Genomic DNA, 25199 nt, shown 5'->3' with positions numbered 1-25199 from the left:
TATGTTCTTTTAAAGCATATTATAAATATGCATAGTAAGAAATAAAACCAAAATTATTCAAATAAAAAATCCCCCGGATTTGTTTAATAATCCAGAGGATTTTTTATCGTTGATTCTTTATATTTCCATACCAATCACAAACTTTTTTTAGGATAATGGTATGTCCAAGTTTAATAGTTTTTTGCACGAAAGCTATCTATTTTATATTTATTTAATTATCCTACTAAGTTTTTTGTAAAATTCTCCTTTTCTTTTTACATGATTAAACTGATTTGGATTAATATTAGCTTTTTGTGAGAGTGCTACAATCTCTTCTTTTGTAATTGAATCTTTAGTATTTATAGATGCTATATTTGTATATTTTCCATCTTCAGTTTTTGGAATTTCTAAAATCCCTTTATTTACAAGATCCACTACAGCCCTATGCTCTGAAGAATGTGTATTCACACCAGTAATTTTCCAATTATGCATAACTTTTGGTGTGTATACACCATTCTTTACCTCTTTTAAATATGTAATAGCAAGGTTACGAATGGTTCCACCAGTTTCTCCGAATGCATTCTCTTGTTTAGATGACCAAGTTTGTTCAAATTTCCGTCCCTCTAAAGCTCCCCCTTTTGCCTGAAGAGCCTCCATTCTATACGCATTCATTCCTAGCGTCATAACATCACTCATTTTGATTGGTTTATTTGTACGAATAGAACGTAAATTTGTAATTCTACTTCCATATGGTTTTGTTAAGTCAATTTCATATTTTACGCCTCCAAAGAAATCATTCGTACTGTATTTAGAAGCACGACGGGTTTTATCAAAACTAACTGTTACATCTCCGGCACGAGATGAGTTAAAGTACCCTGCCGCCCATTCCATATAGTCTTTTAAGTCTTTCCCAGTTACCTTATAGACCGTAATTTCTCCCAAAGCATATTGATAATTATACGCAATATCTTTTTTCTTAATAGGACCTACATCCAAACGAGCATTATCGTTATCAATTTGATGGGCTACTACATCTGCTTTGCTGTAGTAGAGCATGACTTCATGAAAGAAATCTGATAAAGGTGTCTCTTGAATCTGCACACTTGGAATACCCTTTATTTCATTTTCAGGAACAAGGTTTCTACCCTTTAATTGAGCGACAACAACATTTGCATCTCCTCTCGCATACTCGTGAAAAGGTGTCAGTGTGTCTTCAAGTGTGGGATCAGATACTATTGTTGTTCCATCAGTATTTTTTACAGGTATAGCGGTAGCATTTTTATTTTTTAGAACCATCTTTCCATCTTGCTTTGTAAAAGTAAGATCAATACGTGAAATATGTGTTCCATATTTATCTGGTTCTGTAATAATAACGCCATTTACAACTTCTTTTTTAACAAGTTTATGCATATGAGCTGCAAAAATAGCACTTAGTTCCGGACAAGCATTCGCAATATCTTGAACACCAGTACCTGGGATTCCATTCTCATTTTCTAGTCCCATATGCATAACCCCTACCATTACATCTACTTTACCTTCTAATTCTTTAATTGCCTTTTTTGTCTCTTCTACTGGATTTTTCACTACCAATCCATCCAAATGATCTGTCCCTTTTTCGAAATCACTAATCATTGGTGTATTCATACCAATTATCCCGACTTTAATTCCACCTTTTTCAACAATCGTATATGCAGGAAGAAAACGCTCTCCATTTTCCTTATAAATATTTCCTGCTAACGTCTTTCCCTTATATTGCTCACTAACTTTTTTCAATGTATCTAATCCAAAGTTGAATTCATGATTTCCAAATGCCCAGGCGTCATATCCCATTGTATTCATCGCTACCATCATTGGCGATTGTGGCTTATCATTGAATAATTCTACTGAGTTTCCTTGAATTGTATCCCCAGCATCTACTAATATGGTATTTGGATTTTCTTGACGTACCTTCTTTATAACCGTATAAAGCTGTGTTAAACTTCCGCTCGTATTTGCTCCATCAAGTGCATAATCCCAAGGCATAAATCTACCATGAATATCTGCAGTACCTAACAATGTAATATTAACATCAGATTCCTCAGCTTTTGAGATAGATGGCTTGACTATTACTGCTGTTCCAAGAAGTATAAAAATAACAAAATAACATAAATAGGTCTTCCATTTCATTTTTTGCATAATAACAATATTTCTCCCCTTTTTGTACTGCTATAAAGTTGCTTGAACTTTAAAAATGTAACTTATTATTCGGAAAAATTCAACTGCAAAAGATAATTTTGGAGGTGGTTCTGCTGTGAAAATATAGAGAATAAAATACATATCCCCCCTAGCAGAATCGTATTTTCTTCTTCCTCTAACGTGTGAAGAGCGCTAAACCAACGGTAGATGTATATGTACGGTCAAAATTATGGACATATAACTCATTTCCGGAAATCATTATAACTTAAAGATATAGTGTGTAATGCTGGTTACATTTTCGGATTTCATTGCTAATTTATTTCCTTCTAAATAAAAATGCTGAGATCACTTCCAAAAATAATAACCCCGTTCTTCATTTAAGACGGGGTTACACTTATACAGCAATTCGGATTCAGTTTTTTTGAATGTTCGTTTCCTATTCAAGAGAAAGATCTGCTAGTTTCGTATTTTCTTCTGCTTATTGGTTGCTTTCAACTAAATTCATCATAATTTTAATCAAGACTTGTATTTTATCACTCAAACCCTTGATGCTATCCTAAATCGCTCAATAAATAGATAATAATTTTTACTTTTCAACTTCACAAAGCAATTTGACCTCTTTGATTTGTTCTATATGACGCTGTTCATGCAAATAGATTAATTCTATCCACTGATCAAGAAATAATTCTCCAAGAGCTGGATGCATCACTGATTTTTTTACCAATTTAGATTCATCTTCTATTGTACTCAGAAAACGCATCAATTCTTTTCTAGAGTCGTTTAACAAATCAACCATTTGCAGCACTTCAAATGGTTCTATACTTGGTTCAATCATTTCTGGTGCTATAAATTTTATCGATCTATCTAATACAATAGTATGAATTTCTTTACGCTCATTTTGGAAACTATCCATCTTTTTTAATCCTGACGAAATAACCGTTATAACTCTCTCATCTAATAAAACTAAGTGATGACAAATTTGTGCTATACTCCATTTATCCTTATCTGATTTTCTATTAAATTGAGCATCACTTAACAAAGTAATTTCCTCAAATAATTGATTTCTCGTTTCATAAAACTTGTCCTTTACAAATGTATTCATGTGAATTCTCCTTTCATTAGAACCTATATACTTAGATTCCTGCGTTAGAAATATTCTCTATAGAAGAAAGATTTTCCTTCACTACTATTTCATTCAAATCTTTTCTTGCTTTAATAGTTTCTCTAATTCACGACTAAATATATGAGTTTTCTCAATATCCTTGAAGATTTCCTTGAGATTATCATGTGCTACAGCTACACCATAATACTTTCCACGGAATCCTTTCAATACAACTACATAAAACGTTCCTAATTATCAATCTAGCATTACATAAATGTAAAAAATGCCCCTATTCATTCATTTTTCATGCGTATGTATGTACATTTGTTAATTTATTCGATATATTATGTGTATTGAATGATTACGAAAAGCTTATTGGTCGCTAAAAAACACCTTATATTTTTATATCCGAGAAAACTACAAAATGTATAAAATTCCATTTGTCAAATGAATTTAATGCGGAAGGAGGTTTGTGGTTACTTCATCGGGATATAATAATCAGTTTTGAACTGATAAAAATATAGGAGGCGACATAATGTTTCGTACGATTTCAAATTTCATGAGAGTAGCTGAGATAAGAAACAAAATTCTTTTTACACTAGCGATGCTAATTGTTTTTCGAATTGGCACGTTTATTCCAGTTCCTCATACTAACGCAGAGGTATTAAAAGTACAAGATCAAGCTAACGTTTTAGGTATGCTAAACGTATTTGGCGGAGGAGCATTGCAACACTTCTCAATCTTTGCTGTAGGTATTACACCATATATTACAGCTTCCATCATAGTACAATTACTACAAATGGACGTTATACCTAAATTTTCGGAATGGGCAAAGCAAGGAGAAATGGGCCGTAAGAAATCAGCTCAATTCACTCGATACTTTACAATCATTCTCGCATTCATACAAGCCATTGGGATGTCTTATGGTTTTAATAATATAGCAGGTGGACAATTAATTACAGATCAAAGCTGGACTACATACTTATTTATTGCGACAGTTTTAACTGCAGGTACTGCATTTTTACTTTGGTTAGGTGAACAAATTACCGCTAATGGCGTTGGTAATGGTATTTCGATGATTATCTTCGCAGGACTTGTTGCGGCAATTCCAAATGTTGCGAACCAAATTTATTTGCAACAATTTCAAAATGCAGGCGATCAATTATTCATGCACATCATAAAGATGATCTTAATTGGTCTCGTAATTTTAGCGATAGTTGTTGGCGTTATTTACATTCAACAAGCTGTACGTAAAATACCGATTCAATATGCAAAAGCTGTTTCAGGAAACAATCAATACCAAGGAGCAAAAAACACTCATTTACCTCTTAAAGTAAATAGTGCTGGTGTAATTCCAGTTATCTTTGCTTCCGCATTTTTAATGACGCCGCGTACAATCGCGCAGCTCTTCCCTGATTCAAGCGTATCGCAATGGTTAGTTGCAAATCTTGATTTCGCACATCCAATTGGAATGACGCTTTATGTCGGTCTGATCGTTACTTTCACATACTTCTACGCATTTATTCAAGTAAACCCTGAACAAATGGCTGAGAATTTGAAAAAGCAAAATGGCTATGTGCCTGGTATTCGTCCTGGTAAATCAACAGAACAATATGTAACTAAAATTTTATACCGTTTAACATTTATCGGGGCAATTTTCTTAGGGGCGATTTCAATTTTACCGCTCTTATTCACGAAAATTGCTACATTACCACCTTCTGCACAAATCGGTGGTACAAGCTTACTTATCATCGTCGGTGTAGCGCTTGAAACAATGAAGACTTTAGAAAGTCAGCTTGTAAAACGTCATTATAAAGGGTTTATCAATAAAGCGAATTAAGTAAAAAACACAGTTGGTTATTTTTCCAACTGTGTTTTTAATTCTACTACCTCTAATTTTCCCACTAATGTATCTATTACATTTTCCAACTTCACTATTTTTCCTTCTAAAGCTTGAATACGTTTATCGCTATCTTCTATATCATTACTTTTTAAATTATCAGTAGTGACTTTGAGGTGCTTCTCTAATTTGGAAATAATATTATCAATAGTTGATTTTGATTTTTCACCATTATTGCTTGCAATTGTATTTGATTTTAATTCAAATTGAAGCTCATATGTATTTTCAGTTAACTCTTTTGCTATATGCAAAATTAAATCTTTATAAGACTTTTCAACCCACTCTTGTTGGAATTCGTTTTTAAAATAAATAGTCAATGAATTTTCATTTAAACTGGCTGTAGTTTCTTTGATCCATGTTTCATATGAAGGTCTTGAAATTGTTACTTGTACTTTATCTTTTATTTGATTCCAAATTATTTTTGATTCCTCTTGTCCGTAAGTGAGTTGCTTATTTTGCATATGATGAATTTGTGCTATTGAAGCGGCGTTTGATCCTATTTCGAACCAAATTTGATATTCTTCATTAGTAATTTTCTGTACGGTACTTGAAATTATATTTTTATACTCCCCTTCAAGTAAATCACGATGAAACGCATTTTCACAAAAAATTATTAATTTATTATCTTCTATAGTAGCATTTGTATTTCTAATCCATGTCATAAATGTGTTCTCTGCTAATTTTGGCCTTAACGCTTTCTTTACTTCATCCCAGCTATTACGTTTTTCTTTTTGAACATCTTTCCACTTAGATGGTTCGCCATTACTAGGATGGTTTTGAAATTTGCGGTCGAATTTTTTCCTTTACTTCAGTCCAGTTTATTTTCATAATAACTCCCCCTCTTTTTGTGGTTCTCTTTCATATAGCTTAATAATATTACGACTTTCCAATAAATAAAGTCAATCCGTATCATGAATAAAATTCAAGCATCCCTGTTATATACAGGGCTGCTTCTTTATACAACTACATTTCCTTCTCAAATAATTTCCCTTGTTTGAAATAGCTCCGGAGTGTGGATCGATTAGCTAAAAATACACCAACCAAAATAAAACAAGCACCTATTCCCATTGTAGGGTTTAAAGGTTCTCCTAATATGATATATCCTACAATAATAGCAATTAACGGTGATACATATAACCACGTTGACGGGAATACAGGATTCGTTTTTGATAAGAGCCAGTAATATAATCCGTGCCCACCAATTGATCCGATAAAGATGAGATATAAAATAGGCCACTGTACACTCCATGAAGCTAATACAGTTACATTCGGTTGTTCTACTATGACGGATACGATTAGTAATAAAACTCCTCCGTAAAACATTTGAATACCATTAATGAGAAATGGTGATACACTTTGTAAATCCGAAAGTATTTCTTTTGAGCGGATAGAGCCTATTCCGTAAAATAACTCTCCTATTATTAAAACAAAACAAGCGATACTCCATATGAAACTTACTTCTTGTTGCATTCCTGGTAAAGAAACAAAAACAACACCTATTAGTGCAATAATTAATGCTACGAGTTGCTCTTTTTGTAATTTTGCCTTATTTCTCTTTGCCTGTAATAATAAAATCATCATCGGCCCCGTAGCAGAAAGTACAGCAGCTAACCCTGAAGAAATATATTGTTCCGCCCAGTACAAAGTTGCGAATGTCATAAACGTTAAGCAAAAACCAGCATATATAATACGTTTTGAAAATACATGTGGCATAATTTCTTTTCGCTTTAACTTAAATATAATCATCAGAATTACGCCTGCTAACAAGAAACGAATTCCTGCTGAAAATAATGGGGGCGCTCCTGCTTCAATTCCGATTTTTATCGTTAAAAATGTTGTTCCGAAAATAATACATACTAAAATATAATTGAAAATGACCATTTTTCTTCCTCCTTTTTACTCTTAACATGAGTATAGAAGGTATGGTGTATAACAGTGTATCTATGTATATAACAGTTACTTAAAATTGTAGTTGATTCCCTTTATATTTTTCGCTTTAATAAAATAAAAACGAAAAAGGTGAAACCATGAAAATTGTCCTTCGTAAAGAATCCAACATACCGTATTACCAGCAAATATATATGCAAATCGTTGAAAGAGTACAAAGTGGCATGCTTTCACATGGTGACTCACTTCCATCTTTACGCTCTATGGCCGAAGATTTGCAGATTAGCCTATTAACTGTTCGTAAGGCATATAAGCAATTAGAAAAGAAAGAATATATACGCATTGAGCAAGGAAAAGGTGCTTATATACATAAACATGTAAAGAAAGATTTCAAACCAATTCCGTACAAATGGCAACAAACGAAAACGATTAATGTTATGCGATCTCAATATGCAATGAATCAGCACCGAAAATATTACGATTTTTCACAAGCGATTTTGTATCCACGTTTATTGCCAAATCCATTCTTAGCAGACGAAATGCATAAAATACTCAATAAAGACCAGATGATCCTAGCAACTTATGGGCCAGTACAGGGTGATTATGAACTGCGAGTTGAAATAGCAAATTACTTAAGTGAACACCAGAATTTAGTGACCGATCCATCTCAATTATTAATTACAAGCGGCGCACAACAAGGAATTGATTTAATTGCTCAAACATTATTAAAGCCTGGTGATATTGTATTAGTGGAAAGTCCTTGTTATAGTGCTGCGCTTGATATTTTCATCAATAAAGGTGCTCAAATTATACCTATTTCTCTTGATAATCATGGAGTTCGCTCCGACTTAATCGATGATATTTGTCAAAGTAAAAATCCTGTTTTATTGTATACGAATCCAACTTTCCAGAATCCAACAGGTACAGTAATGAGTAAAGAACGGAGAATGGAACTTATAGAACTAGCAGAGTTATATGAGTTTTTTATAATTGAAGATGATTCTTTCGGAGAAATATATTTTGAGGGTGCGACTGTTCCCCCTCCTATCAAAAATTTTGATATAAACGGCCACGTAATATATATAAAAGGATTTAGTAAAACGTTAGCACCAGGATTGCGTATCGCATCTCTTATTGCCGATGGGCCTATTTTTGAATGGTTATATGCTGTAAAAGGTTCAATGGATATCGGTAGTCCTTTATTAACGCAAAAAGCACTCCTTCCTTTTTTACGTGCAGAACGTATGAAAAACCATTTAGAAAAATTACGTACTGCTTTACAAATTAGACGTGATATAACGATTGACTTGTTATCACCACTTAAAGAATTACGATTTGAAATACCAAATGGTGGCTTTAATTTATGGATTACACTTCCGGATTCGATAGATCCCTTTACCTTATTACAAAAAGCAAATGAAGTAGATGTCTCTTTTTTACCAGGAACAGCTTGTCTATTAAATACCGATATAAATAATAACAAATTACGGATTAGCTATTCAATGTTAAATGAAAAAGATATGTTGATTGGTTTAGAGAAATTACATGATACAATACGAAACTGTATATTATAGAGATAACATTACATGTCCAATAATAAATACTATCCCAAAATGAAAATGTGAATTTTGGGATAGTATTTATTTCTAAGTTTTTTTCTGGTTCAAATTCACTTTCTCTACAAGCCACTATCTTCATTATCATCCGACTTTCATTACAATCTTACCTCTAACATGTTGACCTTCACTCAAAATATGAGCTTCTCTAGCCCCCTCTTCATTAAATGGCACAACTTTACTTATAATTGGTTTTATTTTTCCGTGTACAATTAAACCTGATAATTGTTCTAGTTGTTTTCCGTTTGGTTTTAGCCATAGAAATCCTGATTTTATCCCTTTTACTTTTTGAATTGGCTCATGAACAATCGAAACTAAAACACCACCAGATTTTATAATTTGAAAGCTTTTTTCTTGTACTTCGCCACCTATTGTATCTAATACAATATCGAAATCTGATAGTAATTCTTCAAATTTATCTTTTTTATAATCAATAACGAGATCTGCTCCTAAAGACTTTAAAAACTCTTCATTCTTACTACTTGCAGTTGTCGCAACAAAAGCTCCAAATGATTTTGCGATTTGGATTGCCAAACTTCCAACTCCACCAGCTCCAGCATGAATGAGTACTCGGTCATGTTCTTTTATTTTTGCGTAATCTACAAGACTTTGCCACGCTGTAAGTCCTGCCAGAGGAATAGAAGCTGCCTCTTCATAACTTAGACTAGTAGGCATATAGGATACTAAATCCGATTTTACTGTAATGAATTCAGCATAAGAGCCCTTCCCTATATTTTCAGGTTTCGTAAATACTTTATCTCCTACTTTGAAGCACTCTACCTCTTCCCCAACTTCTTCAATAACACCAGCTACATCTAACCCTAAAATAATTGGAAATGAAAATCGTAACTGTTCTTGTAAGTCTCCTTTTCTTATTTTCCAATCAACAGGATTAATAGATGTTGCGAGAATGCGTATTAATACCTCGTTATCTTTAACAACCGGTTTTAAAACTTGTCTTTCTTTTAATTCTTCAACATTACCATATTGATCTATAACAATTGCTTTCATTTCCATTCCTCCTTGCTATTTATTTTAATAACATACAAATATTTCTCAAAATTTTTTGCCTTGAATGGCTATATACTTATTTTTAGGGGTTATTGCACTATTAATTCCAAAACGAAACTTACATACACCTTAGAATCACTCAACATTGTATTTTTAATGAAATTCAAAAGAAATGGGGAGAACTCTATGACTGAAAAGATATTTAAAATAAACGGGATTGATATATGTACAGAAAGCTTTGGGAACCCTAAAAACCCAGCTATTTTATTAATTATGGGTGCTACGTGTTCAATGGTGTATTGGGATGAAGAGTTTTGTGAACAGTTGGCTAACACAGGGAAATTTGTTATTCGTTTTGATAACCGGGATGTGGGACGCTCTGTTACATATGAACCTGGAACTTCCAATTATACAGTTACAAATATGGCTGAAGATGCAATTGGGGTACTAGATGCTTATCAAATTGATAAAGCACATCTATTTGGTATGTCTTTAGGTGGTATGATAGCTCAAATTGCTGCTGTAAAATATCCTGAAAGAATATCGTCGTTAACATTACTAGCTACAAGTGTAATAGGCTCTGACGATAACACGCGCGATTTACCCCCGATGGATGAAAGGATTTTAACACATCACGCAAATGGCACGCATTTAGATTGGACAAATGATAAAGTTGTAGCAGAATATTTAGTTTCCGGATCTCGCCTATTATGTGGATCCAAACGAACATTTGATAAAAAAAGAGTCTATACTCAAGTAAAACAAGAAATAGAACGCGCAAACAATCTATTAAGTATGTTTAATCACGCTTTACTTCAAGGTGATGATGCTTATGAAGGTGTGCTTCACTCCATACAAGCACCTACATTAGTTATTCACGGAACAGACGATACAGCGCTCCCTTTTGAACATGGTCTCGCACTTATTGATGAAATTCCTAACTCAGTCCTACTAACCCTTGATGGCGCAGGACATGAAAATCATCCTGATGACTGGGCAGACATCATTCATGCAGTTACTGAACATACATCTAAAATATAGATAAATAACGAATAGAAGGGGCACACCACAATTTGTGCCCCTTCTATTCGTTACATGTAAAAAAGCCCATCACTGTATCAGTATGTATAGTGATGGGCAATACTTATTTTTTCTATGTTTAAAAAAACGGACAATCTAATTGATCAACAGATTCCCATGATTTTTTTTTTATATTATCGGTGGATTTATTAGCTTCTAGTGGCACGTTTTTAAAGGGATTTACTTCGACCTTTAATAAAGATGATGGCTCCACGTATAATGAGAAAACATGGCTACTAGGTATAGCTTTTGACACATCAATATCTCCTACTTGTTTAAAGAGTTGCTGCGCTGCAAAGAAAAAGAAATTGGTTGGGTTTGATTGTTTATTCAGCCATGCAATCATTTCAGGTGATACTGATTTATGAATATTGATTTTTACTCGATCACCATGTTTATATCGCCTAGATCGCATACTTCCACCAACTAACTTATCGTTAAGTTTGTAAATCCTAACTCTTTTTGCTTATGCTCTCTATATTTTGGCGAACAAGTGTAGACTAATAATCCACGTGCATTTGTAAATAACGGATTATCTACAAAGATTACATTTGTTAGTCGTCCTTTTTGTTTTAAAATCATTTTTAAACTGTTTTTAATAATTACTGCGCCCCCACCATAAATAAATACGTATGGATCGTCTTTCATATCATCAATTTTGTTTATGATATCCGTTGCGACACGCGCTGCTAAACCTAATAATGCTGGCTGTGATTCTTCAACTAGTAACGCATTTCTTGGGTGCTTTTCATTTAAATAAATTTGGTTAAATTCTGTAATACTATCAATCGTCTTTGTTGGATACTTCCGGTTCCATCTTGTAATAATTTGTAGTAACGTTTCTTTCACACCGTATGATAAGCCCTTACTTAGTTGTGGTCTAAAGTTCACACCTAGTGAAACTACTTCTTCTGTCGTCCCTGCACCAATATCAAAAGACAATAAAGTTTTATCAACAAAATCAATTTCTGAAACTTGATTTTGTTCACATTCTATTTTATGTTTCACAACATTTCCTTCTTCATCATATACAATGCCCCACGTCCCAGAAGCGCCCTCAGGTAGGCATTTACAATATTCGATTGAAATATTAATTGTCACATCACGTCCGTTTGGATAATGGAACACAACTTTATGATTGCCCATATAACGTTTCGCATTTTCCGCAGCTATTTCTTGTGTAATAAGTTGCATAGGAAGAGCCACAGATAAATCATAACGAATATTAATATGACTAGAAGTTGGGCTTTGACGCATAGCACTTACCGCTAAACCAGATAGAATTGTAATAACCATTAACTCATCAGTTGACTTATTTGATTTCTTCTCAACCTCAGTACCTTTTAATTGATCTTGAATGACTTTTTCCCCAACGATATACCGCACGTTATTTAACATTAGCGATGGAGAACTAATGGTCACATCAATGTGATTTTCTAATTCAGATAATGAAACATCACTCTCATCTAACAATCCTGTAGGCTCTCCTATATATAAAGAATATATACTCGGAATAAAAATAGGGTCTTGCCCTTTCACCATTAACTTCAAACCGTTATTTCCTGCATCAGCACCAGCTTTTAATAGAATAGACATAACTACCCCCTAAATTAATCTGACATCCCTTCCAAATATATGCGAGCCCATTCTTTTACATTCAAATGTAATGTAATTTTTTATAAATCGTAAAAACAAAATACCATATTATTGCACCATTTATGTAAAAAGTATTTGACATTAAACTTTTCCAATTTTATACTATGGATGTAAAGAGTTTTTTACATCACTGGAGGTGTCATTTCTAAATTGAATCATAAAAAATTTATTTTCATAATTATCGTTTTATCATTAATTGGAGTCCTCATACATGGCGCATATAAATATGTAACGGAAGGTTCGATTTTTGGAGGGACAATATTCGCTTTTTCGTTAATACTTGGTAATTTAATTAATCAAATTACTTGGGGAGATCCAAACGGAGTATCGGAAGAAAGCAAAGATGAAATGGGACAACAAATTAAATATAAAAGCTTTAAAATTGCTTATTTTGCACTTATATGCCTTATGTTTTTTATTGTAATATTATCAGAAGGATTTTCATTCCTATTACTCGATGAAATAAAGAATCTTCCTCTTTTTATCGCACTTTGTTCTTCGTTCTTTATTTATCCTATCGTCGAACTTATAGTCGCAAAACAATATAAATAAAAAGATGAGATTTTGTAAAGTGATAATAATGTTATTTAATTTTGATTAAAAAATATAAGAGCCTCGCTACAAATCATATTGTAGTAAGGCTCTTTAAAGTTGTTTAATTTCTAACCTTTTAAATGAGTTTGTAGACAAATTATTGGGATTCTTCTTCTAGAAAATTAAAATCACCATTAATAAGATTCTGTAAATACTCATCAAAGCTGTTTGCAATCACTTCATATTCATCAGGGTCGTGCAAAAAACGAATGATTTGACCACATACACCTTCATCAGAAGGGTTAAAATCAATATAGAGTCTTGATGTTCCACCATTGTTCATACAGTCTGAAAAATGAATATAAGTGCCAGGGAGAAGTCCTTTTGGATTTATCTTAGAATCAACAGCATCCTCGTCATCTTGGTATTCTAAAAGATAGGATACGTCTTCTTCTTCTTTTGAACTTTCGAGCATCTGCTGTGTAGAAAGCAAATAATATGGATACTCTTCAACATCTGAGCCTAAAATACATACCGCAACTTTGTTTTCTCCATATTTCCGCCAATATGTACCATCAATATTTTCAAGAAAAGAGATTAGTGATTCTGGACAATTTGGATATTCTAGCCTTAATGTATCAATATCCTCTTTTGTAGCACCGCACGCTTTATTTAGTGTTTCGAGATCATCTGTTGATAATGCTGCTCTCAAGCCGTTTAAAAATTTGTTTACCAAATCCATTACTTCGTCCTCCCAATAATAAAATATAAAAATTTTTTATTAATCTATATACCTAACATAAATAAGATTTGACTTTTAACTGTTTTCACATCTAATTTAATTTGTACCATTACACTCTATTCCTTCTCGATTAAAGTATTGTTCTAGTAATTCTTTACCTGTTTTGATTGTAGTATAGTACTCTCCACCATACAGTTTCCCTTCTGATGGATTGTGAAAATCTTCGTATTTCTTGAAGTCTTCATTTTCTTCAAATGATTTCTTTGCAAGTTCCATGTCTGTTGTTTCAATCGCACCAAAAACTCTACCAATATCAAAAACCCCTTCTTCATCAAAACTCTCTTCTAAAAAATAGTGTTTATCCTCTTCCATAGACGTTATCTTACCTTTTGTAACTGAGTATAGGTGCTTCGTTTCTTCTACTTGTACCATGATAAAAATCCAACCAACTCTTATAACTGTACATGGTGCTACCCCCTCTAATGTAAATGCAACTACCTTTTGGTCTTTCACAAATTTCCCCATCTTACCTACCTCTTAATTCGTTTTATTTTATACTATAACCATTGTCTCTTAAACATTTATCTACCCTAAGTAATACGTCTCTAAGAGTTTTCTTTTCTGTAGATGTTAATCTATTGTCAATCGTATTCCAATATACTTTACCGTATTTCTTTACATCCCCTCAACTATCGCTTTTAATTTATTCACAGTCCGCCAATTTCTTACTGTAGCTGGTGTCTGTAACTTCTGAAACTGGTTCATTAATTTAGAATTTCGAATGCTATTTTTGAAAAATAAATACACAAATTTTTCATGAATATAGCAATCTTCAGTCTCATTTTTTTGCATAAGCAGCTGATCTTTTTCTTTTTCAGAAAGTTCATTTGCTAAGAAAGTAACATGTATACTCTCACCTTCTAGCAATGAATCAGCTTCATAGGGGCATCTTTTTATCATATTTATAAATTCATCATGTGTACTTAACATGACAGAAACATCAAAATCAAAAACGTTTTTAATTTCAAATTGTATTCGTTCCTTTAGAAATATTATATCTTCCTCAGATTGGAACACAATATTACCGCTTTGAATATATGTTTTTACTTGTTTTAACCCTATGGATTCAAACATTTCTTTTAAATCTGCCATTTTCATTACCTTATGCCCGCCTACATTGATTCCTCTTAGTAATGCAATATAAATTGTCATATCATTTCTCCTCGTTTAAATGTGTTTCAAAGTTGATGTAAAGATATTTAAATAAAAAGTGCTTTTGTTATAGAGCCATTGACTTTTTAAACAAAGGTATGTACCCTCCACTAGGCCCATAAGCAACTCCAATTTTTTCCCATCCATATTTTTCATAATAGTCTTTAAGATCTGAAGTAAGATAAAGAAATTGGTACCCTCTCTTCGCAGCTTCTAGCAGTCCATGATTCAACAATTTTGCTCCTACAGAATTACCCCTAAATTTTTCGTTTACAAACAAACATGCTAGCCAAGGGCTCAAATCTTGACGACTATTTAAATCATTACGAATTAATGCATACGTTCCGATGATCTCATCATCTACTTTTGCAATGTAAAAACTCGGTATGCCATTTGGATCAGTTAAAGCATTAATCATACAATCTTCATAGAATTCACGCCCACCTTCCTCACCCCATTCTTTCCAAAAAACATCTATGGCCTTATTAAATAAGTCATCCTTCTTTAGCAATTGAATGATTTCCATAAAGCTACGCCTCCCAAAAGTATGAATTAATGATTGTATAACTATAAAGAATAAATGTACTTCAAGTATCTATATTTTTTATGTAACTATCTATAATTTCTTTACTCTTAAATTTAGCCTATTAATATGTATTCTTTGATTGTCTACATAAAAAAACTTACTACTTTGTTATGCAAGAGTAAGTTTTTTTCTCGTTATTTCATGATAGGTAAATGCATAATAATTTGTTGACCAATTGGTCCCATTTTTCTAAAGCCTTTATTTTGGAAGCCGACTTTTTCATATAAATTTTGTGCCGGAATATTTTTTTCATTCACTGCAAGTACAACTTCATTTTTTATCGGAAAATAACGTTTTACAAACTCTTGTAATAAAGCCAATGACTTTTTAGCATATCCTTTTTTTTGTCTATCTTGATTTATAGAAAACGAAGTTAAAAGTAAAGCGTTTTCATTATTTGTGAATTCCTGTACTCTATCTCCCGTTTGCAATGCGAAAAGACCAACAGGTACCCCATTGTAATCTAAAATAACAATGACATTTTTTGTTCGATCACTTTTTGCTTTCTCCAGTAATTCACCTGGGTCTGATGTGAATTGAACTTGTTCACTTGGTAAAGTAAATGTTTGTATAATTTCTTTATATTTCTCTTTATACGGAACTAATTGAATTTCCCCTGTATGTATGTTCATGCGAAACTCTCCCATTTTTCAACATATTAACTTAAACCTTGCTGCGCTTTTGAATGCACTTTTCCATCTAAAAAGGTAATTTCAACTAATGAAGTTGGATCGCTTCCCTTCCAAGAAAAAATTTGTTTAATTTGTGTAGAATCTTCTACACCTTCTTCTATAAGTAAATTACCATCAAAACCAATTACATCTTTCACTTCTGTATAAGTCATTCCTTCATTTATGTTCGAGAAATGATTTAAATTGATAGAATCTTTCTTCTCACTTTCCAACACAGTAGAAGAAGTCGCTGTTTGTTTTTTCATTTCCTTCTTCTGTTCACACGCTGTCATACTGAAACCTAAGCATAAACTACATACTATTAATGCGCTTTTTTTCATCATAACAGTTGTCCCTCCCATCATAATTAAACCATATATTCCCTTAAAAATAAACTGAATATTAAATATTATATTGAAAATCCCCGTACATTTTAGTACGGGGTTCGTTTTATTTATTCAAATGATTATTTGATTGGTCATTCTGTTCTTTTCTTAGTTCTTGTTCTTCATCGTTTGGTAATTGTTTATCATTATCTTTAATTGGATTCGTTTCTCGATTTTCAATCATGTCATTTGGAACTTGTGGCATTACTCGGCCAACAATTGCTGCTAACTCATCAAGTATACCTTCACCTGTTTTTCCTTTTTTAATTTGCTTTCCAATTTGTTTGAGTCGTTCATACGTATCAACATCCGCTACAACGACTGCATTTGCACCATCCGGATCGTTTTTTAAACTTTCTGCTACAGAGTATTTAATGGACTCCACGCGAGTTCGATCGAGTTTCGCTTTTACATCAATACCTACAATAGCATATTTGCCGACTACTACGGCTGTTGCATCATTCACACCTGGCACACTTGCGGCTAAAGATGCTAAATGGTCCGCCGCTTTTTCATTTGGCTTATTTGATTTGTTCGTATAATTAACATTTTTCGTCGAAACATTTTTTTGCTCTGGTTTTTCGTTTGGATTGTCCTTTTTTCCAATACTGCATCCAGTTATAAACAAGCAAAGCATTAACATATATATTAGGATTTTCATTATTCTCACCACTTTACTATTAAAGTTTAATCATAAATTTTTTCAACAGCTTGCATTTTCTTCACTTTTTCCTCTGCTCCACTATTTGCATTAATGAAAATTTGGTACGTATCTTTCCCTAAAGTACCTACAAATTCATAGCAAAGTACTTCATTATGCAAATCATTTACTACGACAGCTTTGCGCTCTTCCATAACTTTAACATCTGGATTGATTTTCTTTCTTGCTTCTGCTGCAGTTAGCTTTGCTGATGGAACTGTTCGTTTTTGGTGTGATGCTAAATATTCTTTTGCGGAAAATCCAACGATGGAACCGTCATCTAAAGCGATTTTCATTTGGATTGCCTCTGGGTAAATTCGTACGCCGTTCTCATTTACTACATACGTAAATATTCCAACGTTATCATATTGTGAGCTATCATAAAGCTCCATATTATTAAACTTATGGTCCTTTAAGAATGTCAAACCTTTATTTCCTGCATCGTTTAAACTAATTTTCTGTTCCTTGATTTCTCGATTATTCATAACCCAAATTGGATATCCGCCTTTTCCGGTAATATCCATATAAAACTCATTATTCGTTGCGGAATCTTTAATTTTCACACTATAGAAAGATTCTTTTGCACCTTTTCCGCTTTTCTCAACATCTACTTTTTCATTTCCTTTTAAATTTAAAAATGATTTTGCAATTTTTGCCGCTTCATCTTTAGAAATTGCTTTTCCTTCTGCTTCAAATCCGCCTTTTTTATTTTTTTGCGCACTTGTAAAGGTCGGTCCGAAGTTTGTAGACGAATACGATGTTACGTTTTTCTCCACTGTTTTTAATCCGTCAATAATTGTATTGTCTGCAGGATCACGATTTGATGCAAGTGCCATCTCAACATCCATCCAGCGTAAATTATTTTTCAAAACAAGATGTTGTACTTTTCGTAGTTCATCTTGAATGTTACCTGCGTTTGAATATAACGTTTGCAATGTTTTATATTCTTGATCATTTAGCGGCTCTTTTTCTAAATCACGAATGGCCGCACGGTAACTAAAATCACCGATATTTGCTAAGAATTCTTCCGTTTTATTAAATGGCATCAACGTTAATGGTAATTGCCCTACATCCGATCGCGCTTCTGATGTTAATCGCCATACATCTGCTAATGCTGGTGATAAAGATGCACGTGAATTCATCGCCAGCGTTGTTCCAATTTTATCGTGCAATAAATCAACTTCGTATGCTAAATCATGAAACGCACGTTGATAACTATTTTCCGCTCGAATTAATACAGCATTCTTCTCTTGGTGCTCTTTATAGCCCCAGTATCCAGTTCCAACTACACCGACTGTTAATAATACGATTATAATACCTCGTAACATAGTTCCACCTCCGCTCTATTTACAGAAAATATGTTTCCCAATCTTTTTAATTTGTGGACGAGTCCAAATCCATTTACTCGTTGCAGTATCTGGATTGAAATAATACAATGCATTTCCTGTTGGATCCCATCCATTAATTGCATCTAATACAGCTTTTTTCGCTGTTTCATTTGGCGTTAAATATATTTGTCCGTCTGCTACCGCTGTAAATGCTCTTGGCTCAAAGATGACACCCGAAACGGTATTTGGGAACGATGCACTTGTAACCCGATTTAAAATAACTGCAGCTACTGCAACTTGCCCTAAGTACGGTTCACCACGAGATTCTCCATATACTGCGTTTGCCATAAGCTGAATGTCATTTTGAGAATAACCGTTTGGAACATTTGTCCCTTTATTTTGAGATGGTTTATTTCCTTGTGCAGTACCACCACTATTTCCTTTATTAGCAGTTGACTTGTCATACTTCGTTGCCTTTACGAGCATTTGCTTCGTTTTAGCTCCCGCTAAACCATCAACAGGTAGTCCGAATTTCTCTTGAAAATTTCGAAGTGCCCAGTATGTACCCCATCCGAAAACACCATCCACTTTTCCCGTATAAAATCCGTTATATTTCAAACGAGATTGTAGTTCAATGACATCTTCACCAGATGCTCCTCTTTGAATGACTTGATTAGAAAAAGCTTCTACATTCTTTAGTTGTATACTACTGACCATCAAAGATAGTCCTATGAACACAAGTAAAACTGCTATTTTAAAAATAGCTTTTTGACGCATAATTTTCCCTCCTTAATTACGGAAATGATTTCTTGGTTATGTTTTGTAAAAGCCTCGCTTTTATGTAAAGAAGACAAAAAAATCCAAACTCATATCGTTGAAAAAATATGTAAACAATATGAAAAAAGATAAAAGGAGTTCATCATGAAGAAATTGTTAAAGCGTATCGTACTCGTCATTCTGTTCATAACAACATGTTCAAATGTATATACTGGCCCATCAATTGTTCATGCGCAGCCACCGTATGCCAAATGGGGGAAACTTGCTGTAGAAAAGACGAAAGAACAATACCCAAAAGCGGAAATTATTGATTACCTTCATATAGGTAGAAAACCGAAAACCGTTCAAATAACAGTTGAAAAATTTAAATTGTGGCTACGTGAAAATGGAAAAGAATATGGTGTTTTTGTTGATGTAGAATTTGAAACGAAGACAGATAAATTTATAAAAATGTCGTTTCAGAAGACGAGTAGATAAAATGAAAACCCCACTGTTAAAATGTTAACAGTGGGGTTTTCATTTCTAAAATTCTTTCCTAAAATCTCGGTTCCCTAAAAATCTTACCAATATACAAATAGCACCAATTACAACTGCTATCCCTATACTGTATATAAGTACTCTACCATATCCACCTATTCTCGGATCTAAAAACGGATATGGATACCAATTTACGATTGGACCACGAATTAAGCTGTACACAACGTAAAAAAACGGGAATAAGAGCCAACTTGCAGCTTGTTTCCAAGTGATTTTCTTACTAGGTGGATTTAAAATCCAATCTAAAAGCATGGCAATTGGCATGATATAATGTAGCACCGTATTCACCCATGGTATTGCGGTTTGAAGTGATTCTTCTAATCCTCTTAATAGCAAAAAATAAATGAGTCCTGTCGTAAGTATATATACAGTTGCGGCACCACGAAGTATACTAAACTGCTCTGATCGACCGAATGTAGCTGTTCCAATGCTACTTAAAAGGAGAATACATGCAACTAAGATGTTACTTTCAATCGTAAAGAAACTAAAAAAGTTAACTGGATTGAACGGTTTCACTTGTGCCCTTATTATAAATTGCGTAATAATGGCGCTACATGCTAGAAGACTTAAACATAGTCTAAATAAAGCTAATGTTTTTACACCTCTCATACATTCTCTCCTCTTCTTATATCAACTTATCATTCTCTTGTACATGCTCAATAAATAATTTCAATGGAACGAGTCCGCGTTTTGGCATATGGCTACTAATAACTGCTACCAGTTCTAACTGTGGAATGATAACGATGTATTGTCCGCCGTATCCCATAGCAAAATACATACAATACGGTATGTGAAATCTTTCGTTATTCAATACCCACCAGTGATATCCATATGCCCCGACATGTTCATACGTTTCAAATAGAGGTGTACTTGATTCTTCTAACCATTTCGAGGATACAATTTCATTACCCTGCCAATATCCATTCTGCAAACATAATATTCCGATTTTTAATAAATCTTTAGATTTCATTTTCATACCAAATCCACCAACATATATGCTTTGAGGATCTTGCCGCCACTCATATTCGGTAATTTCTAACGGATCAAATAAATATCTTTTTGCAAATTGTTCTGTCGACATTCCAGTAGCTTCTTGAATAATATAACTAAGCAAATGCGAAGACCCTGAGTTATAATTCATTTTTGTAACGGGTTCTTCAATTATTGGTTTTTCTAATATGTATTGCACCCAGTTTTCTGATTCTACAAAATCATTTGGGAACACTACTCCATTTCCGAACTCTTTCCAATCTTCACCTGTAGTCATCGTTAATAGATGATAAATTGTTAATTCGTTTTTTTCTTCTGGTATATTTGGAATCCATTTTGTAATCGGTGTATGTATATCATTTATATAGCCTTTATCGATTGCAATACCAATTAATATAGATACAATGCTTTTTGTAATCGAATTTATTTTAAATAGATTATTTTCACACTCTAACGTTTTATAATACTCACTTGTTAACTCACCTTTTTGATAAACGAGAAATGTATTTACTTTTTTCTTTTCAAATTTATTTTCTAGTGGCTTGAAATCCAAAACTTTACCTCCAATTAATTCATTACCTAATTTATTATATCTTGTAACTTTCATTAAAACATAATTGCGTTCAAATAAAAAACAAACCTGCCAGTAATGAACTGACAGGTTTGTTTTTTATAATTTCGTGCGAACATTCCAAAGCTCTGGGAAGAAACATTGATCAAGTACCCTTTTCAAATAAGATACGCCAGAAGATCCACCTGTTCCCATTTTATGACCAATAATTCGTTCTACCGTTTTCATATGACGGAAACGCCATTGTTGTAGCCAGTCTTCAATATCGATTAATTTCTCTGCAAGCTGATATAAATCCCAATATTTCTGCACGTCCGCATATACTTCTATCCAAGCCGCTTCTACAGTTGCATCCTCTTCGTAAGGCTGCGTAATATCACGATTTAACACATCTTTATGAATTGGGAATCCTTCTTTAACAAGCGCTTGTATCGCCACATCATATAAACTTGGTGTATGAAGTGCTTTATGAAGACGAGCATGTAATTCTGGGTCCTTTTCATAAATCTTTAATGCATGTGGTGTTTTATAACCAAGTGCATATTCAATCATTCGATATTGATACGATTGAAAACCTGAAGCCTGACCAAGTGAATCACGAAACTCAATATATTCTGATGGTGTTAATGTCGCAAGAATATCCCAAGATTGAATAATTTGCGACTGAATTTTTGATACACGTGCTAACATTTTAAAAGCTGGTGGTAATTTACCTTGTTTAATAGATTCAATTGCAGCATTCAATTCATGTAAAATTAGTTTCATCCAAAGCTCACTCGCTTGGTGGATAACGATAAATAACATTTCATCATGATGATCTGATAATCTTTGTTGACTAGATAATAAGCTATCTAGCTGTAAATACTCTCCATACGTCATATTCTCCTTAAAATCCGTATGAATCCCTTTTTCCATAATTACCTTTTCATTTTCTTTCATATTAGCCAAACGCCCCTTTGTGTTCATTTCTACTTATATTGGTCTAATAACAGCTCGAACTGGACTTCCATCTGCATCTGTTAAGGCAAGTGGTAATGCTATTAATTCATAATCACCGTCTGCTACATGATCTAGTACGACATTTTCTAAAATGTGTATGCCATGTTTAAACAATTGATGGTGCGCCGCTAATTCTTTATCATCTAATGGATCAACTGATGGTACATCCACGCCAATTAAACGAATTCCCTTTTCAGAAAGAAAGGCTGCAATATCTGCGCGTAAATGCGGGATTACATCTGGGAATTCATTTGCTTTACCATGTGAAGATGTACGTAATAACAATCGTTCTACACCTTCTAAATGAAAGTTTTCTAATTCCTTTTTCCCGATGCTTTCAAGATTAGAAACGTCAATGATTCGCGCTGGGCCAACATAAACTTGAATATCTAAATCCAACACCTTCTTACCGTCATTATCAAAATGAAAAGGTGCATCAATATGAGTACCTGTATGGATACTCATCGTTAACTTTCCGACATTTACTGAACCACTGTTTTCTTTTGACCATGAAACTTCATACGAGAACGGTGTATCCCCTGGCCATGTCGCGATATCATTATTTAGCGGTTGTGAAATATCAATCCACTGCGATGTTTTCATGCTTACGCCACAACCTCTCGCTTATTTTCAAAGTTTTTATATTCTTCATTTTTCATAATTTTCTTTAAAATTTGTACAGAGTTCCATACTTCCTCATACGTATTGTATAAAGCAACAGGCGCAAGTCTAACTCCATTAGGTGCACGGAAATCAGGGATAACTCCATTTGCTTTTAGCGCTTTACATATGCGTGCTGCTTCTGCATGTTCTAAATAAATGTGCCCGCCTCGTTTTTCATCCTCTAATGGATTTCCAATTATAAATCCGAAATCTTTTAATTCATGATCAATTAAATCCAGCATGTATCTTGTAATATGTAGCGATTTTTCACGTAAACGTTCTATACCAGCATCTTTAAATATTTCAAGAGAACCAATTAAAGGTGCAGTACTTAATACGTGCGGTGTACCAATTTGATAAGCACCTGCATGATCAGCAGCTGTTAATATATGTTCCATATCGAACTGCTTATCTTTTCTAGAACTAAACCAACCTGATAATCCTGGAATTCTATTAAAATGCTTTTTATTTATATAAAGACCCCCAACTCCACCTGGTCCTGCATTTAAATATTTATAATTACACCAAATAGCGAAATCAACATCCCATTCTTTGAAATGATGCGGAATAGAACCGATTGAATGACATGAATCGAATCCGATATGAATACCACGCTTATGTGCTTCGGCTGTTAAACGTTTCATATCAAGAATTTGGCCACTTCTATATAGTACAGAAGGTAATAAAATTAACGCGATATCATCTGTCATTTCCCGAATAATATCATCTTCAAAAAGTGTTCTACCATCTCGGCTCTTCACTCGTACTAAATGCTCATCTGGATCTAATCCTTTTAAACGAATTTGACTTTGAAGTGCATATATATCTGACGGGAATGTTAATTCATCCGCAAGAATTTTTGTACGTATTCCTTTCGGCTCATAAAATGTCGCAATCACTTGGTGTATATTAGTCGTTGTAGAACCGGTTACAATAACTTCTTCCGGTAAAGCTCCAATAAGAGGTGCTGTCAATTCACCTAATTTCTCCGAAAGGAAAAACCACGGATGCTCTCCTTCAGTCCAGCCGTCAATTCCATACTCCTTCCATGAATCGAGCAACGTAAGTAACGATTTCTCTGCTCTTTTTGAAAGTAGTCCTAATGAGTTTCCATCTAAATATATTGTTCCTTCTTTTTTATAGAATTCAGTTTGAAAATCTTTCAGTTCATCATGTTTATCACATTCAAGCGCATATTCATAAGTTGATTGAAATGGTTCTTTATGCATGGTGTCACCTTCTTTTAATTTTCTTTTTATTCTAACTAATTGAAATATATCACCATAGTTGATATAACGTCAATGATATTATGTCAGTTGACTTTATATATGAATTTCTTTTACAATACAGTTATATTTTCAGATATTTCAGTATAAAGAGGTGATTCTTTGAAAAACAATACTCTTTCATCAAGAAAACACCGCTCCATAGAGACAAAGAAGAAACTATTACATGCTGGTTACACTATTTTTATACAGAACGGATTTCAAAAAACGACAATTACACAAATTATTAAACATGCAGAAACCGGTTATGGAACGGCATATGTATACTTTAAAAACAAAGATGATCTCCTCATCGTTTTAATGGAAGATGTTATGAATCAATTTTATGATATTGCTGAGCGCTCCTTTTCGCCTCAAACGAAAGAAGAAGCACATAAAATGATTCAAAATCAAGTTAGAGCATTCCTACAACTAGCAGAAAAAGAACGAGCTATATTGCAAGTTGTTCAAGAAGCTATAGGATTATCAAAAGAGATACGTCAAAAATGGGACGAGATACGGGAACGCTTTATAAACAGTATTGCGCAGGATATTACATACTCTCAAGAAGGTGGCTTAGCACAGCCTGAATTAAATAAAGAAATTGTAGCTAGTGCTTGGTTCGCGATGAATGAGATGTTTCTTTGGACAATTGTGAAAAATGATAAAAAATTAGAATTAGAAGTGATAGTACATACATTGACGGAAATGTATACGACTGGGCTATATAAATAGCACACTCATTTATATAAGTGTGCTATTATATGGTCTATATGTGGGTATGGTTATGCTAAAAGTGTTGTTTTAAATAACAGGAATGTTTTAGTAATAT

At 33.5% G+C, this 25199-nt stretch carries 26 protein-coding genes and 1 pseudogene; 6 read left to right on the top strand and 21 right to left on the bottom strand.

Annotated elements, in window-relative coordinates:
- Positions 1 to 207: 207 nt before the first annotated feature.
- Both DN393_RS13085 and DN393_RS13080 read right to left on the bottom strand, forming a co-directional pair.
- Positions 208 to 2154 (bottom strand): bifunctional metallophosphatase/5'-nucleotidase, encoded by a 1947-nt coding sequence (locus DN393_RS13085; RefSeq protein ID WP_064475441.1) that lies wholly within the window; start codon positions 2152 to 2154, stop codon positions 208 to 210.
- Between the two features lie 586 nt (positions 2155 to 2740).
- Positions 2741 to 3256, bottom strand: a complete 516-nt coding sequence (locus DN393_RS13080; RefSeq protein WP_064475442.1) for a DinB family protein — start codon at positions 3254 to 3256, stop codon at positions 2741 to 2743.
- A 535-nt stretch (positions 3257 to 3791) separates the two neighbouring features.
- Here DN393_RS13080 and secY point away from each other — a divergent pair.
- On the top strand, positions 3792 to 5096 hold the full coding sequence (gene secY, locus DN393_RS13075) for a preprotein translocase subunit SecY (RefSeq protein WP_064475443.1): 1305 nt from the start codon (positions 3792 to 3794) through the stop codon (positions 5094 to 5096).
- A gap of 17 nt (positions 5097 to 5113) precedes the next feature.
- Here secY and DN393_RS13070 read toward each other — a convergent pair.
- Positions 5114 to 5984: pseudogene (locus DN393_RS13070) on the bottom strand (DnaA N-terminal domain-containing protein).
- A 135-nt stretch (positions 5985 to 6119) separates the two neighbouring features.
- Positions 6120 to 7037 (bottom strand): DMT family transporter, encoded by a 918-nt coding sequence (locus DN393_RS13065; RefSeq protein ID WP_064475444.1) that lies wholly within the window; start codon positions 7035 to 7037, stop codon positions 6120 to 6122.
- Positions 7038 to 7183: 146 nt separating this feature from the next.
- Here DN393_RS13065 and pdxR point away from each other — a divergent pair, with 146 nt between their 5' ends.
- Complete coding sequence (gene pdxR, locus DN393_RS13060) at positions 7184 to 8617, top strand: MocR-like pyridoxine biosynthesis transcription factor PdxR (RefSeq protein WP_064475445.1); 1434 nt, start codon at positions 7184 to 7186, stop codon at positions 8615 to 8617.
- A 126-nt stretch (positions 8618 to 8743) separates the two neighbouring features.
- Here pdxR and DN393_RS13050 read toward each other — a convergent pair whose 3' ends face one another.
- The gene (locus tag DN393_RS13050; RefSeq protein WP_098102865.1) at positions 8744 to 9670 is read right to left on the bottom strand and encodes an NADP-dependent oxidoreductase; all 927 of its coding nucleotides are present in this window, start codon (positions 9668 to 9670) and stop codon (positions 8744 to 8746) included.
- Between the two features lie 186 nt (positions 9671 to 9856).
- On the opposite strand from DN393_RS13050, the gene mle reads away from it, so the two are divergent.
- Positions 9857 to 10711, top strand: a complete 855-nt coding sequence (gene mle, locus DN393_RS13045) for a BCA family alpha/beta fold macrolide esterase (RefSeq protein WP_064475447.1) — start codon at positions 9857 to 9859, stop codon at positions 10709 to 10711.
- A gap of 118 nt (positions 10712 to 10829) precedes the next feature.
- Here mle and DN393_RS13040 read toward each other — a convergent pair whose 3' ends face one another.
- Both DN393_RS13040 and DN393_RS13035 read right to left on the bottom strand, forming a co-directional pair.
- Positions 10830 to 11165, bottom strand: a complete 336-nt coding sequence (locus DN393_RS13040; RefSeq protein WP_064475448.1) for a hypothetical protein — start codon at positions 11163 to 11165, stop codon at positions 10830 to 10832.
- An 11-nt stretch (positions 11166 to 11176) separates the two neighbouring features.
- Positions 11177 to 12346 (bottom strand): ParM/StbA family protein, encoded by a 1170-nt coding sequence (locus DN393_RS13035; protein WP_000025617.1) that lies wholly within the window; start codon positions 12344 to 12346, stop codon positions 11177 to 11179.
- A 210-nt stretch (positions 12347 to 12556) separates the two neighbouring features.
- Between DN393_RS13035 and DN393_RS13030 the strand changes: the two genes are divergently transcribed.
- On the top strand, positions 12557 to 12958 hold the full coding sequence (locus DN393_RS13030; RefSeq protein WP_064475449.1) for a hypothetical protein: 402 nt from the start codon (positions 12557 to 12559) through the stop codon (positions 12956 to 12958).
- Positions 12959 to 13097: 139 nt separating this feature from the next.
- On the opposite strand, the gene DN393_RS13025 is transcribed toward DN393_RS13030, so the two are convergent.
- The 9 genes from DN393_RS13025 to sleB all read right to left on the bottom strand — a co-directional run bounded on the left by DN393_RS13025 (position 13098) and on the right by sleB (position 19342).
- A complete protein-coding gene (locus tag DN393_RS13025; protein ID WP_064475450.1) occupies positions 13098 to 13682 on the bottom strand; it encodes an SMI1/KNR4 family protein in 585 nt (194 codons plus the stop codon).
- Positions 13683 to 13778: 96 nt separating this feature from the next.
- The gene (locus tag DN393_RS13020; protein WP_098102863.1) at positions 13779 to 14207 is read right to left on the bottom strand and encodes a hypothetical protein; all 429 of its coding nucleotides are present in this window, start codon (positions 14205 to 14207) and stop codon (positions 13779 to 13781) included.
- 150 nt (positions 14208 to 14357) lie between these two features.
- Complete coding sequence (locus tag DN393_RS13015) at positions 14358 to 14894, bottom strand: DUF1697 domain-containing protein (RefSeq protein ID WP_098102862.1); 537 nt, start codon at positions 14892 to 14894, stop codon at positions 14358 to 14360.
- Between the two features lie 67 nt (positions 14895 to 14961).
- Positions 14962 to 15420, bottom strand: coding sequence for a GNAT family N-acetyltransferase (locus tag DN393_RS13010; protein ID WP_098102861.1), 459 nt, complete (start codon positions 15418 to 15420; stop codon positions 14962 to 14964).
- A gap of 194 nt (positions 15421 to 15614) precedes the next feature.
- Positions 15615 to 16112, bottom strand: a complete 498-nt coding sequence (locus DN393_RS13005; protein WP_064475454.1) for a GNAT family N-acetyltransferase — start codon at positions 16110 to 16112, stop codon at positions 15615 to 15617.
- A gap of 26 nt (positions 16113 to 16138) precedes the next feature.
- Positions 16139 to 16495 (bottom strand): hypothetical protein, encoded by a 357-nt coding sequence (locus DN393_RS13000; RefSeq protein ID WP_064475455.1) that lies wholly within the window; start codon positions 16493 to 16495, stop codon positions 16139 to 16141.
- A 106-nt stretch (positions 16496 to 16601) separates the two neighbouring features.
- Complete coding sequence (locus tag DN393_RS12995; RefSeq protein WP_064475456.1) at positions 16602 to 17198, bottom strand: YhcN/YlaJ family sporulation lipoprotein; 597 nt, start codon at positions 17196 to 17198, stop codon at positions 16602 to 16604.
- Positions 17199 to 17224: 26 nt separating this feature from the next.
- Entirely contained in the window at positions 17225 to 18565 is a 1341-nt protein-coding gene (gene ypeB / locus DN393_RS12990) for a germination protein YpeB (RefSeq protein WP_064475457.1), read from the bottom strand.
- Positions 18566 to 18580: 15 nt separating this feature from the next.
- On the bottom strand, positions 18581 to 19342 hold the full coding sequence (gene sleB / locus DN393_RS12985) for a spore cortex-lytic enzyme (RefSeq protein WP_064475458.1): 762 nt from the start codon (positions 19340 to 19342) through the stop codon (positions 18581 to 18583).
- A 144-nt stretch (positions 19343 to 19486) separates the two neighbouring features.
- On the opposite strand from sleB, the gene DN393_RS12980 reads away from it, so the two are divergent.
- A complete protein-coding gene (locus DN393_RS12980; protein ID WP_064475459.1) occupies positions 19487 to 19819 on the top strand; it encodes a DUF3889 domain-containing protein in 333 nt (110 codons plus the stop codon).
- 45 nt (positions 19820 to 19864) lie between these two features.
- Here the strand turns inward: DN393_RS12980 and DN393_RS12975 are convergent, their stop codons facing one another.
- The 5 genes from DN393_RS12975 to kynU form a co-directional block, all read right to left on the bottom strand.
- Entirely contained in the window at positions 19865 to 20488 is a 624-nt protein-coding gene (locus tag DN393_RS12975; RefSeq protein WP_064475460.1) for a Pr6Pr family membrane protein, read from the bottom strand.
- Positions 20489 to 20504: 16 nt separating this feature from the next.
- Positions 20505 to 21422 carry a serine hydrolase domain-containing protein gene (locus DN393_RS12970; protein WP_149173567.1) on the bottom strand — a complete coding sequence of 306 codons (918 nt, stop codon included), beginning with the start codon at positions 21420 to 21422 and terminating at the stop codon, positions 20505 to 20507.
- 117 nt (positions 21423 to 21539) lie between these two features.
- Positions 21540 to 22379, bottom strand: a complete 840-nt coding sequence (kynA, locus tag DN393_RS12965) for a tryptophan 2,3-dioxygenase (protein WP_149173566.1) — start codon at positions 22377 to 22379, stop codon at positions 21540 to 21542.
- Between the two features lie 33 nt (positions 22380 to 22412).
- Positions 22413 to 23042 carry an arylformamidase gene (kynB, locus tag DN393_RS12960; RefSeq protein WP_064475462.1) on the bottom strand — a complete coding sequence of 210 codons (630 nt, stop codon included), beginning with the start codon at positions 23040 to 23042 and terminating at the stop codon, positions 22413 to 22415.
- 2 nt (positions 23043 to 23044) lie between these two features.
- Entirely contained in the window at positions 23045 to 24331 is a 1287-nt protein-coding gene (gene kynU, locus DN393_RS12955; protein WP_149173565.1) for a kynureninase, read from the bottom strand.
- Between the two features lie 159 nt (positions 24332 to 24490).
- Between kynU and DN393_RS12950 the strand changes: the two genes are divergently transcribed.
- A complete protein-coding gene (locus DN393_RS12950) occupies positions 24491 to 25102 on the top strand; it encodes a TetR/AcrR family transcriptional regulator (protein ID WP_064475464.1) in 612 nt (203 codons plus the stop codon).
- Positions 25103 to 25199 lie beyond the last annotated feature (97 nt).

The sequence above is a fragment of the Bacillus sp. BPN334 genome, assembly GCF_008368885.1.
In the GTDB taxonomy this organism is placed as follows: Bacteria; Bacillota; Bacilli; order Bacillales; family Bacillaceae_G; genus Bacillus_A; species Bacillus_A wiedmannii.
This window is presented reverse-complemented; position numbering and strand designations above follow the sequence as displayed.

Bases quoted from the DNA above. Each gene is read 5' to 3' on its own strand.
- secY (WP_064475443.1), top strand. From the start codon at position 3,792: ATGTTTCGTACGATTTCAAATTTCATGAGAGTAGCTGAGATAAGAAAC.
- DN393_RS13085 (WP_064475441.1), bottom strand. From the start codon at position 2,154: ATGCAAAAAATGAAATGGAAGACCTATTTATGTTATTTTGTTATTTTT.
- DN393_RS13025 (WP_064475450.1), bottom strand. From the start codon at position 13,682: ATGGATTTGGTAAACAAATTTTTAAACGGCTTGAGAGCAGCATTATCA.
- mle (WP_064475447.1), top strand. From the start codon at position 9,857: ATGACTGAAAAGATATTTAAAATAAACGGGATTGATATATGTACAGAA.
- kynB (WP_064475462.1), bottom strand. From the start codon at position 23,042: ATGAAAACATCGCAGTGGATTGATATTTCACAACCGCTAAATAATGAT.
- pdxR (WP_064475445.1), top strand. From the start codon at position 7,184: ATGAAAATTGTCCTTCGTAAAGAATCCAACATACCGTATTACCAGCAA.
- DN393_RS12980 (WP_064475459.1), top strand. From the start codon at position 19,487: ATGAAGAAATTGTTAAAGCGTATCGTACTCGTCATTCTGTTCATAACA.
- DN393_RS13065 (WP_064475444.1), bottom strand. From the start codon at position 7,037: ATGGTCATTTTCAATTATATTTTAGTATGTATTATTTTCGGAACAACA.
- DN393_RS13035 (WP_000025617.1), bottom strand. From the start codon at position 12,346: ATGTCTATTCTATTAAAAGCTGGTGCTGATGCAGGAAATAACGGTTTG.
- kynU (WP_149173565.1), bottom strand. From the start codon at position 24,331: ATGCATAAAGAACCATTTCAATCAACTTATGAATATGCGCTTGAATGT.
- DN393_RS13050 (WP_098102865.1), bottom strand. From the start codon at position 9,670: ATGAAAGCAATTGTTATAGATCAATATGGTAATGTTGAAGAATTAAAA.
- DN393_RS13015 (WP_098102862.1), bottom strand. From the start codon at position 14,894: ATGACAATTTATATTGCATTACTAAGAGGAATCAATGTAGGCGGGCAT.
- ypeB (WP_064475457.1), bottom strand. From the start codon at position 18,565: ATGTTACGAGGTATTATAATCGTATTATTAACAGTCGGTGTAGTTGGA.
- DN393_RS13000 (WP_064475455.1), bottom strand. From the start codon at position 16,495: ATGATGAAAAAAAGCGCATTAATAGTATGTAGTTTATGCTTAGGTTTC.
- DN393_RS13020 (WP_098102863.1), bottom strand. From the start codon at position 14,207: ATGGGGAAATTTGTGAAAGACCAAAAGGTAGTTGCATTTACATTAGAG.
- sleB (WP_064475458.1), bottom strand. From the start codon at position 19,342: ATGCGTCAAAAAGCTATTTTTAAAATAGCAGTTTTACTTGTGTTCATA.
- DN393_RS13080 (WP_064475442.1), bottom strand. From the start codon at position 3,256: ATGAATACATTTGTAAAGGACAAGTTTTATGAAACGAGAAATCAATTA.
- DN393_RS12995 (WP_064475456.1), bottom strand. From the start codon at position 17,198: ATGAAAATCCTAATATATATGTTAATGCTTTGCTTGTTTATAACTGGA.
- kynA (WP_149173566.1), bottom strand. From the start codon at position 22,379: ATGAAAGAAAATGAAAAGGTAATTATGGAAAAAGGGATTCATACGGAT.
- DN393_RS13005 (WP_064475454.1), bottom strand. From the start codon at position 16,112: ATGAACATACATACAGGGGAAATTCAATTAGTTCCGTATAAAGAGAAA.
- DN393_RS12975 (WP_064475460.1), bottom strand. From the start codon at position 20,488: ATGAGAGGTGTAAAAACATTAGCTTTATTTAGACTATGTTTAAGTCTT.
- DN393_RS13010 (WP_098102861.1), bottom strand. From the start codon at position 15,420: ATGGAAATCATTCAATTGCTAAAGAAGGATGACTTATTTAATAAGGCC.
- DN393_RS13040 (WP_064475448.1), bottom strand. From the start codon at position 11,165: ATGCGATCTAGGCGATATAAACATGGTGATCGAGTAAAAATCAATATT.